The 9,308-nt window shown below is 59.2% G+C and carries 9 protein-coding genes; 3 read left to right on the top strand and 6 right to left on the bottom strand.

The features are described from left to right. Nucleotide 1: 1 nt before the first annotated feature. Together C9427_RS21575 and C9427_RS21570 are read right to left on the bottom strand one after the other, a co-directional pair. Complete coding sequence (locus C9427_RS21575) at nt 2-1,588, bottom strand: ABC transporter substrate-binding protein (RefSeq protein WP_107651123.1); 1,587 nt, start codon at nt 1,586-1,588, stop codon at nt 2-4. Nucleotides 1,589-1,661: 73 nt separating this feature from the next. Next, nucleotides 1,662-2,816: a mandelate racemase/muconate lactonizing enzyme family protein gene (locus C9427_RS21570; protein ID WP_167434437.1), complete on the bottom strand. Its 1,155-nt coding sequence runs from the start codon at nt 2,814-2,816 to the stop codon at nt 1,662-1,664. 424 nt (nt 2,817-3,240) lie between these two features. Between C9427_RS21570 and C9427_RS21565 the strand changes: the two genes are divergently transcribed. Both C9427_RS21565 and C9427_RS21560 read left to right on the top strand, forming a co-directional pair. Further along, a complete protein-coding gene (locus C9427_RS21565) occupies nt 3,241-4,275 on the top strand; it encodes a LacI family DNA-binding transcriptional regulator (RefSeq protein ID WP_167434436.1) in 1,035 nt (344 codons plus the stop codon). Nucleotides 4,276-4,289: 14 nt separating this feature from the next. Further along, nucleotides 4,290-5,213 carry an NAD(P)-dependent oxidoreductase gene (locus C9427_RS21560; protein WP_167434435.1) on the top strand — a complete coding sequence of 308 codons (924 nt, stop codon included), beginning with the start codon at nt 4,290-4,292 and terminating at the stop codon, nt 5,211-5,213. A 594-nt stretch (nt 5,214-5,807) separates the two neighbouring features. On the opposite strand, the gene C9427_RS21555 is transcribed toward C9427_RS21560, so the two are convergent. Then, nucleotides 5,808-6,023 (bottom strand): KTSC domain-containing protein, encoded by a 216-nt coding sequence (locus tag C9427_RS21555; RefSeq protein ID WP_107651119.1) that lies wholly within the window; start codon nt 6,021-6,023, stop codon nt 5,808-5,810. A gap of 342 nt (nt 6,024-6,365) precedes the next feature. Here C9427_RS21555 and C9427_RS21550 point away from each other — a divergent pair, with 342 nt between their 5' ends. Then, the gene (locus C9427_RS21550) at nt 6,366-6,893 is read left to right on the top strand and encodes a YciE/YciF ferroxidase family protein (protein WP_107651118.1); all 528 of its coding nucleotides are present in this window, start codon (nt 6,366-6,368) and stop codon (nt 6,891-6,893) included. A gap of 201 nt (nt 6,894-7,094) precedes the next feature. On the opposite strand, the gene C9427_RS21545 is transcribed toward C9427_RS21550, so the two are convergent. The 3 genes from C9427_RS21545 to ku are packed head-to-tail and all read right to left on the bottom strand — an operon-like array spanning nt 7,095 to nt 9,246. Continuing rightward, nucleotides 7,095-8,093, bottom strand: coding sequence for an ATP-dependent DNA ligase (locus C9427_RS21545; protein WP_107651117.1), 999 nt, complete (start codon nt 8,091-8,093; stop codon nt 7,095-7,097). A gap of 56 nt (nt 8,094-8,149) precedes the next feature. Beyond that, complete coding sequence (locus C9427_RS21540; protein ID WP_146172575.1) at nt 8,150-8,404, bottom strand: hypothetical protein; 255 nt, start codon at nt 8,402-8,404, stop codon at nt 8,150-8,152. Between the two features lie 8 nt (nt 8,405-8,412). Then, nucleotides 8,413-9,246, bottom strand: coding sequence for a non-homologous end joining protein Ku (gene ku, locus C9427_RS21535; RefSeq protein WP_107651115.1), 834 nt, complete (start codon nt 9,244-9,246; stop codon nt 8,413-8,415). Between the last annotated feature and the right edge of the window lie 62 nt (nt 9,247-9,308).

The following is a 9,308-nucleotide window of genomic DNA, read 5'->3' as shown; positions in this document are numbered from 1 at the left end:
CTCAGGCTACGATCTTCGCCTTGCAGAAGCGCCAATAGGCGTAGCCGCTCTTTATCGGGAAGCCGATGTCGATGCGGGGACTGCGAACGACCAGATAGGACAGTGTGGGCAAACCGGCCATCGGCAGGTCACGTTGGATCTTGAGCTCAACCTCGCGGCCTTTGGCGACATAGTCGTCAAATGTCGTTGTCTGGAGCATCTGATCGAGCAGATCGTCGACACCAGGCATAAGCACGCCGTAGTGGGAGTAATTGGCGCCGCCCTTGCCGTCTTCCGTCATATTGGCTGAGGAGGGTGCGTACTGATTGAAGACGTATAACGGGACGGGAGGCAGCGACGACGAGTTGATGTTCAGCGTATTGAGGTTCTGGCGATTGGTGGCGTGATAGGCCGAATGATCCAAAATCTTCAGATCGATCTTGATCCCGATCTGTGACAATTGCTCCTGGATGATCAGATGCTGCGTGCTGTAATCCTCGCGCTGCGAGGTATTCACGGGGATCGTCAGCCCTCCGGCGAATCCTGCATCCGCGAGAAGCTTCTTGGCCTCGTCGGGATTGTATTCGTAGCGCAGATCCTCTGGAAGATCCTCGAGCTTGAAGCCCGTCGGGTAGTTCGGTGGATTTAGGGTGTAGGACATGTTCGACATCGGCGTCAGGGCGTCGACGATTTCCTGCTTGTTGATGCCGTGCATGATCGCCTTGCGCAGCTGGATGTTCTGCAACGGCTCCTTCGACAGGTTGAAGAACAGTGTGTTGAAGGAACCTGGCGCCGTCATGTCGAAGATCAGGTCCGGCTTCTGCGCCTGGATTTGTGGCACCCAGCCGGGTTGGCGGACGCCTTCTATCATGTCGACGTCGCCCGACATCAATGCCAGTGTCCGCGCTGTCGTGTCGGCGATATAAAGGCATTCGACTTTCGGGATGATCGCCGGTTCGCCCCAATAGCCCTCATGGCGGCTCAAGAACATGCCGCGTTCGCTGTCGAAACGATCGATCTGGTAGGGTCCGGTACCGATCGGCTCGGTCGCAAACTTTTCGCCCAGTTCTGCTTCCGCTTTCTTCGAGACCACCATCACGTTCCGTGTCGCGACGGTTGAGCTAAGGAACATCGGGTCCGGGTTCTTCAGCTTGATCGTCACCTCGTATTTGCTGCTGGCGCTCACGTCGGTCAGATTGGTGTAATTGGACGTCGAGACGCCTTCGTCGCGCGCTCGCAGGAACGACCTGGCGACGTCGTCCGCGGTCATCTCTCCGTATCCCTTATGGAACTGGACGCCCTGTCTCAGCTTGAAGACCCATGTCTTCGAATCATCCGACGTGGTCCAGCTTTCCGCCAGCCACGGCTGGAAGTCTTCGGGCTTCACGCCAAATGTGCCGTCGGGAGGCATCACAAGATATTCGAACATCTGGATTACGGCCCAGTTGTCCGACCCTTGCGTGGTCTGGTTCGGGTCGGTCTTGCGAGGGCCGCCGGCGGAGCTGGCAAAACGCAACGTATCGGCAGCCGCGGCTCGAAGCCGAGGCATATAGAGCCCCATCGCCGATGTAGCGATGGCAGTTCCAATAAGTGCTCGCCTGGTAATCATTCCATTTCCTCCCTGGTCATGGATGCGCGGTTCTTTCCGCCCGTAAATTCTGCAGCGACGGACGCCAAACACGTCAGGACCGACGTCGGTCTATCTCTCCGTCGCGAACCCGAAGACCGAGCCCTGGACCATCGGGTATCTCGAACGAGCCATCGCGCGGGACCGGAGGGTTCTCGAATGCGACATGCATCCGATCGTCCGGGTCCGCGAACTCGGCGGGCTTCGTATTGTGCATCAGCGTCGCCAGAACGTGCAGGTTGGCCACATGCCCAAGACCGGGCTGTGTCTGGTGTGGTACGAGTTCGACGCCATGAGCAAAGCAGATCGCCGCGCACTGCATGAGGCCGGTGATGCCGCCCATCTTTACGATATCAGGCTGGACCATGCGCACGCCGGCCTCGATCATGTCGACCAGCGCCTGCGTCGTATAAGTTTGCTCCGAAGCGGAAACGGTGATGTCGAGCCGTTGCGCGACCTCACCCATGGCACGCACATCGTAGTGCTGGACTGGTTCTTCGAACCAGATGTAGCCCAGCTCTTCCAAGACGCGCCCGACTCGAATAGCCCCGCCGACCGAATATTGATTGTTCGCATCGAACGCCAAGGGGAAGTCATCGCCGACGAGCGCTCTGACGGCCCTGGCCTTCGCGATGTCGCCCGGGATGTCATGGTCCTGCCGCGTCCGATCGCCGTCCCAACGTATCTTGATGGCGGCCGGGTTCTCGGCCTTCCAGCGCTGCTCGACCACGCGCACGACTTCGTCGACGGAGCGGTTCGCGTTGCCGCCGATAGATGCATAAAAGGGCAACTTCGTGCGCCATGCGCCACCGAGCAGCTTGTAGATCGGAAGCCCGAGCGCCTTTCCCTTGATGTCCCAGAGCGCGATATCCAGAGCCGCCAACGCGCCGGTAACAGACCCTTCCGGTCCCAGCTTGATGTAGCGATGGAGCAACTTGTCGTGGATTACCGCCTGGTCGAAGGGGTCGGCGCCCACGAGACTGTCCGCGAAATCACGAGCAACCAGGAGGCTATGCTCGCCGCCCATCATCGGGGAGGCCTCGCCATAGCCTGTCAGACCGCTTTCGGTGCGTACCCGAACGATCGCCGTGCGTCTGCCTGGCGGATCGTTTGGTCGCCATGAAACCTGGAATGCCTCCAGAGAGGCTATCCTGTGGTCAGCCGAGAGCGGCCTTGCGTGCGCAGCAGCGCCCGCACCGTCATTTGGCATTCTATCCTCCCAATGCCGCTCCGTGCAGAGCAACCTAAAGACTAGACAAACAGAATTTGCATCCGTATTCAATAGCCATTGGGCAAAGTTTTTGGGTGGGTATGGTGGCGATTGTCCGAGGGGGCAGGACATCGCCGCTGCAGCAGCCGACAAAGGGCATGACTTCGGTTTTCAGCATCGCAGCGCAGCATAGGGCATCGTCTTTGGTCGAAGTTGGCGATCCCTCAACCTGCCGTCGTCATTGGAGGTCGTCATTCATTGCAAGCCGCGAGTTCCATTTTGATCGTGCTACATATTCCAGTGTAGCAATTTTTCGCAATCGTATTCAAAGAGCCTTTGAACGGCGTTGTGTCTCTGTAATTGGTTTTCGCCATGCGTATCGGCTAACTACTGGAATATCGCTGCCGCGCGGGGAATCGGTAAGTTGAGAAAACAAAACCCAAAAGCATCCAAGCCGGTCACGTCGCGCCAGCTGGCGGCTCTCATCGGTGTCAGCCAGTCGGCCGTATCGCGTGCGTTCACCCCCGGCAGCAGCATCGCGGCGCCGTTGCGCGACAGGATTCTTCAGAGTGCGCGCGAGATCGGGTACCAGCCGAACGCCATCGCCTCCATGCTCACCACGAGGCGGACGAACATCGTCGGCCTGGTCGTGTCCGACATGTCTAACCCGTTTTATCCGGCGTTGCTCGAACAGCTCACCCAAGGCCTCCAGCGCGTCGGTTTGCAGACCCTGATGTTCAACATAACGCCTGGCGCGAACATCGAAGAGCAACTGGTCGCAATACGAACCTACAATGTCGATGCCGTTGTCATCATCTCGGCCACAGTTCTGAATGACCGGACGCTGGCCTGGGCCACCGAAGGTCGCCGAGCTCTGCTTCTGAACCGGCTCGGCCATGACGACATCATGACGGTTTGCTGTGACAACACTGCCGGTGCGCGTTGCCTCGTCGACCATCTCTACGAGACTGGCCGCCGGCGCATCGGTTATGTCGCCGGCTTGACGAAATCTGCAATCGGCATGACGCGATATAGCGCATTCACCTCGCGACTGGCTGAACTGGGCATGCGCCTTACCGGCACAACCTCCCAGGAAATCTACAGCTATGATGCCGGTTGGGCCGGCGCCCTCGAACTGATTCCCCAAAAGCCCGACGCGATCTTCTTCGCCTCCGACATACTTGCGCTGGGCGGCCTCGATGCCATGAAGCAGGCAGGGGTTGCGCGGGAAATCGCCGCCGTCGGTTTCGACGACATTCCGATGTCCGGTTGGCCGGGCTATTCTCTAACAACCTATCGCCAACCGATCGAAAAGATCGTGGACAAGACCGTCGAGCTTCTGACAGTTGCAGAGCCCGGTCCGACCCGCTTGCACGCTCTGCCCGGTGAACTCGTCGTGCGTGCGAGCACAGCAATCGAGCCGCGAAGCGCGGCAGCCTTGTTGCCGCTGGCTCCGTGACCCCGATGCTTCGATTGGCGCATCAGTTCGACGCGGCCACGCACGCATGGCTGCGCGAAAGGCTTCCTGGCGAGGCGGTGCTTCACCGGCTTTCAGCCGACGAGCCGTGGGCTGTACCTGAAGGTACGACTGTGCTCTTGGTGACGAACGGCAAGTTGCGAAGTCTGACGCGAACCAAGCCCTCCTGGGCGAAGGACCTAGCATGGGTCCATGCTCGTCCGACGGGTGTGGACGAAGCGCCTGACTGGCTCTTTGATGTACCGCACTTCACAGTTTCGCGTGGCGCTGCGTCTTTTGCCATTGCGGAATACGTCTTGGCGGCACTGCTCGATTTCGAAAAGCGCCTGGGCGATATTCGCGTGACTAGCCCTGAGAGCTGGTCGGGGCAGGACATCGGAAGCTTGGCTGGGCGCACAATCGGGCTGTTCGGATATGGTGAGATAGGGCGGGCGGTGGCGAAACTGGCGCGGCCGTTCGGCGTCCATATTCTCGCCGTTCGACGCCAGGCGGCACCTGAGGGCGATGCCGAATTCGTTCCATTGGAGGAACTTTGCGCGCGCAGCGACCACATGATCCTCTGCACACCACTTACGCCTGCAACCCGCGGCCTATTCGATGAGCGTGCCTTCGCGATTTGCAAGCCAGGGATGCACCTCGTCAACGTCGCGCGGGGCGCATTGATCGACCCCATGGCCCTCAGCAACGCACTCGATGGACCGATCGCTCGTGCCACGCTGGATGTTTGGGTCGAGGAGCCGCCGCCTGCCGGCCACTGGGTCTACGGCCATCCACGGGTGCGGTTGACGCCACATTGCTCCTCGCGAGGACCTTGCACCGAGGCGCGCCTTCATGTGATTCTCGAGACAAATTTAGACTGTTGGCTGGCTGGGAAGCCAAAGAACATGATCGGTAGAGTTTCAAGGACAGCGAGATACTAGAGCCGGATGATTTCAGGTCAAGTCGACCTGAAATCATCCGGCTCTAAATCAAAGAGATAGAGCATGATGTCGTCCGAAAACCGCTTCACACTTTTCGGCATCATGCTCTAGAAGTGCGGCGCGTTGAGGTAAGCGGCCGAGCACCTTCCACGCGGACACGACACCAACCTGTGAAGTCGCGCTTTTGCGAGCGACAAATCCGACTGAATCTGCTTCGCCACCCGCCTAACCGCTAAGCCGGACCAGGCTCCCGGCGCAAGCGACAATGGCCAATTCCCCCGATCGGGAATCCCAACCCAAAAGGCGCTCGGCTTTCTTCCCCGTCGAATTCATATAGTGGCCGAGTAGCGGCACCTTCCCCTTGAGCTGTGGGTTGGTAGTGTGCTGAGAGTTCTGTAAACCGCATCGGCATGTGCGCTGCGCTGCATCTGAACGTAAGGCTGGTCGAAATCCGCCGTGCTGTTCTGCAGTTTTTCCGGATCGCAGACCGAACCCATCGACCTCTATCATTCTCTCGCGCAGGGCAGGCTTGGTCCTTCGGTATACCGGTATCCTGCGACAATGAACCCAAGCCAAATCCGTTCCGCTTGACGCTCAGGCAGAGTGGCTCTCTTCGACCAGACGATAATTATGTTGATCTCGGATGAACTCGTTGAAGAAACGGCCCTTCGACGAGGCCTTGCGGAAGGCAGCGTAAGTTTGCGGGGCTACATCTTCGTAGTCATAGCGGTGGCCGCTTGGGACAAACCACACCGAAAGGATCCTCTTTGCAGCGTCGTAATGCATGTTTCGGATTACTGTCGACGGCATGTTTCGAGGCCTGGTGGAGTTCTCAAACGCGCAGCAGGAAAACCCATTCGGCGATAGAGGGTTCCGTATCGACACAAAGGCGGCGAGCGGCATGGAGCTTGACCGGACTTGCGTGGCCGCCGGCCTCACCGCGCGCTTCTGATCGCCGACGATGTCGGAAATACGGTGTGGCGGGTGACCTCGGCAACGCCGTGACGGTTCCTGCTCCGTCCTTCGAGGTCAGGGCCAGGCCCGTCAGACAAATTTTGCGATGTCGTCGACTGGTCGCGGAACAAGTTTCCGCCAGTCGGGTTATCGAACGCCTCCTTTTTTCAGAGGCGCTTCAACCCAGAGGAAACGATCATGGCGACGACAAGGAAGGCCGCGAAGGCGGCAAGCAAAGGTCTCGAGGACCTGTTCCTCGATGGACTGAAAGATATCTACTATGCCGAAAAGAAAATACTGAAGGCGCTGCCGAAAATGGCCAAGGGCGCGGAGTCGGAGGAGGTAGCCGCCGCCTTCGAGAAACACCGTATGGAAACAGAGGGCCAGGTCGAGCGCCTCGAGGAGATTTTCGAGATCTTCGGCAAAGCCGCGCGCGGCAAGACCTGTCCGGCGATTGACGGTATCCTCGAAGAAGGTTCGGAAATCCTCGAAGACTATGAAGGCGCGCCCGCCCTCGACGCCGGCCTGGTTGCCGCCGCACAGGCAGTCGAGCACTACGAGATCGCGAGGTACGGCACTTTGGCTGCCTGGGCCGAGCAACTCGGAAAGAGCGACGTCGTCGACCTCCTCAATGCAACGCTCAAGGAGGAGGTCGCGACCGACGAAGCGCTCTCCGGTCTCGGCGAGGGCGGCGTCAACGAGCGTGCTCTCCAGGAAGCCGCGTAGTCCCCATCGCTACCGGCTGCGGACGGAGCCCTGGCGGGCTTGCCAGGGCTCCGCCTTTGCTGTGGAACGGCCCACCGCGCTCAAAGACGAGAGGAGTGCTGCGCGGCTTTTGTTCGGATTGCGGGACATCGATATATTCCAGACAACGCGAGCCATCATTCGGAAATCCGAGCGAACGAGAAGGAATCTGAATGGCACGACCTAGTCGAGCTGCTCGAACGTGCATTGGCGAGGCAGCTTGTCGGGCCGCCACCGCAACAATCTGGTCCCGTGCCTGAAACGAGCGCCGGTCACATGATCGAAACGCACCTCGACCACAAGCTCGGGCCTCACCGGCTCCCACTCTCCACTGCGCTCCGTACTCCAGCGGCTCGGCCCGCCTGGCGCCCTGCCGGTAAAACCCGGTTCGGCGCGAAGTGCCTCCAGTTGCCTGGTCAAATCAGGCCTGGTCTCATTGCCGATGGTCGAGGTGAAGCCGACATGATCGAGCCTGCCCTCATCGTCATAAAGACCAAGCAGGAGCGAGCCGACTTCGCGGCGGCCAGCCAGATAGCGAAATCCACCGACGACGCAATCGGCGGTGCGCATCCTTTTCACCTTGACCATCGCACGCTCGCCCGGACGATAGGTGTCGCCAAGCTGCTTGGCGACGATGCCGTCGGTCGAACCATGGCCGGCATTCTTCAGCCAGCGTTCGGCGGTGGCGGCATCGCGGGTAAATTTCGACAGCTCCAGCCCGCGGCGTCGCGTTGAGGTGAAAAAGGCTTCAAGCGCGTCTCTCCTGTCAAGGAGGGTATTTTCGATTATCACCTTGCCGCCTGGCGCTGCCAGCATGTCGAAAAGGACAAGAGTGCCAGGCGTCTGTGCGCTCAGCTTGCGAATCCTGCTTGCGGCAGGGTGAAGACGCGCCTGCAGAGCCTCAAACGAAAATGAGCCGCCGACGTCGATGACGATCTCACCGTCCACGACGAATTGTTTCGCCTTAAGTTCCTGCAACGCGGCGACAAGTTCGGGAAAATATCGGCCAAGCGGTTTTCCCGACTTGGCGCGCAATTCGACCGAGTCGCCATCCTTGAACGCAAGGCAGCGGAACCCATCCCACTTCGGCTCATATTGCCAAAGATCGCGATCGCCGGGGATATTGTCGGCGACCTTGGCTTCCATGGGCGGGGTGTCGAGTGGTAGGGCAAATGCGCTCATGACCGGATGTATTCAGCCTGGACCAAGCCGACCACATCGGCTCTCAGCAAGGCGGACTAATGTTCTTTTTCCGAAGAATCCTTCTCTGCTTCGTCCAGCAAGTCCAGCGCGGCGTGGCGGGCGGCTTCGCTCTCTCCCCGCAGCCGTTTTGCCACCGGAATTAGCCTGAAGGCCTCCAGCAGTTTCTGCTCTGTCGCGGCAGCTTGCGGATGAAGACTTGCCGCTGCCTCCTTTGCTAATTTCCTCGCCTGCAAGTCGGTCTCGACGTTGTCTTTCAGCACTCTGCGTACATTTGAAAGCTGTTTTGCCATGCCGGTTCCTACGCACTCTTGCGCTTATGCGCCGATGTCTTGGACTTGGCGGAAGAGGCTCCGCCTTCCTTGGCGAGGCTCTTGCGCAGTATGTCGGCCAGGTTGACCACGTTTGTCTTCGGCTTGGGGGCAGCTTTCGGTGGCTTCTTGCCCTTGCGCTTTGCATCGATCATCGCAATCAGCGCGTTTTCGTAGGTATCTTCGAATTTTGACGGATCGAACTTGGCTGGCTTCTTTTCGATCAGCAACTGGGCGATTTCGAGCATCTCCGGGTCGACTTTGCGCGCCTTCAAGTCCTTGAACACAGTCTCGGCGGAGATCATCTCGTCATGGGTGCGCAGCTCGGTCAGCAGCATGCCCTTGCCCAGGGGTTGGATCAGCACTTCCCGGCCACGCTGGTAGAGCACCACGCAGGAGCGCGCCGCGACCTTCTTCCTTGCCATGGCGTCACGGATCACGGCGAATGCTTCGAGCGAAGCGCCATCGGCAGGAACCAGATAATAGGGTTTTTCGAGATAGCGCGCGTCGATATCGCCAAGCGACACGAACTCCTCGACCTCAAGCGTGTGCTGCGACACCAGCTTGATCTTCTTGATCTCGTCCGGCTCTATGTGGATGAACTCGTCCTTTTCGGATTCGTATCCCTTGATTTGGTCTTCCGCTTCGACCGGGTCGCCTGTCTCTTCGTCGACATAGGCGCTCTTTACGGGGAGGCCATCCTCGCGGTTGAGGATTTTGAAATGGATTTTTTCGGCCTCGGTGACGGCGCCGATGATCTTGACGCCGCAGGCCACCGTTCCGATCTTCAGGAAGCCTTTCCAGGCCGCACGTGGCGAAGCCATCTTTTCATCCCTGTCTGACGATCAAGCCTGACAATCGAACGGGTAGCGGCAAGATTCGTTCC

Origin of the sequence: Mesorhizobium helmanticense, assembly GCF_003034915.1 — a bacterium.
GTDB classification, from domain to species: domain Bacteria; phylum Pseudomonadota; class Alphaproteobacteria; order Rhizobiales; family Rhizobiaceae; genus Mesorhizobium; species Mesorhizobium helmanticense.
The sequence above is the reverse complement of the archived record's forward strand: the minus strand, read 5'-3'. Positions and strand labels throughout refer to the sequence as shown.

Bases quoted from the DNA above. Each gene is read 5' to 3' on its own strand.
- C9427_RS21575 (WP_107651123.1), bottom strand. From the start codon at position 1,588: ATGATTACCAGGCGAGCACTTATTGGAACTGCCATCGCTACATCGGCG.
- C9427_RS21570 (WP_167434437.1), bottom strand. From the start codon at position 2,816: ATGCCAAATGACGGTGCGGGCGCTGCTGCGCACGCAAGGCCGCTCTCG.
- C9427_RS21555 (WP_107651119.1), bottom strand. From the start codon at position 6,023: ATGCCGTCGACAGTAATCCGAAACATGCATTACGACGCTGCAAAGAGG.
- C9427_RS21550 (WP_107651118.1), top strand. From the start codon at position 6,366: ATGGCGACGACAAGGAAGGCCGCGAAGGCGGCAAGCAAAGGTCTCGAG.
- C9427_RS21545 (WP_107651117.1), bottom strand. From the start codon at position 8,093: ATGAGCGCATTTGCCCTACCACTCGACACCCCGCCCATGGAAGCCAAG.
- C9427_RS21540 (WP_146172575.1), bottom strand. From the start codon at position 8,404: ATGGCAAAACAGCTTTCAAATGTACGCAGAGTGCTGAAAGACAACGTC.
- ku (WP_107651115.1), bottom strand. From the start codon at position 9,246: ATGGCTTCGCCACGTGCGGCCTGGAAAGGCTTCCTGAAGATCGGAACG.